Annotated in this window: 1 protein-coding gene; it reads left to right on the plus strand. The window is 67.3% G+C overall.

Annotated features, from left to right (window positions below; all coding sequences use genetic code 11):
• Positions 1-520 (plus strand): ATP phosphoribosyltransferase regulatory subunit (locus AC1DUE_RS20145; RefSeq protein WP_477041184.1); only part of this gene is annotated, 520 nt, incomplete at both ends.

Genomic DNA, 520 nt, shown 5'->3' on the forward strand with positions numbered 1-520 from the left:
CCTCCACAAGCTCGGCAACCTGCCGGTCAAGCTCTGGTACTCCGGCTCGTACTACCGCTACGAGCGTCCGCAGAAGGGCCGCTACCGGCACTTCTCGCAGGTCGGTGCCGAGGCGATCGGCGCCGAGGACCCGGCACTGGACGCCGAGCTGATCATCCTGGCCGACCAGGCGTATCGCACGCTGGGACTGCAGAATTTCCGGATCCTGCTGAACTCGCTGGGCGACAAGGAGTGCCGCCCCGTCTACCGGGACGCGCTCCAGGAGTTCCTGCGCGAGCTCGACCTGGACGACGACACCCGCCGCCGCATCGACCTCAACCCGCTGCGTGTCCTCGACGACAAGCGCCCAGAGGTGCAGAAGCAGCTCGTCGGCGCACCGGTCCTGCGTGACTACCTGTGCGACGCGTGCAAGGCGTACCACGAGGAGGTCCGCGATCTGCTGACCGCGGCGGGTGTGGTGTACGAGGACGACGAGAAGCTCGTCCGCGGCCTCGACTACTACACCCGCACCACCTTCGAG

Source organism: Cellulomonas sp. P4_A2 (assembly GCF_056402515.1).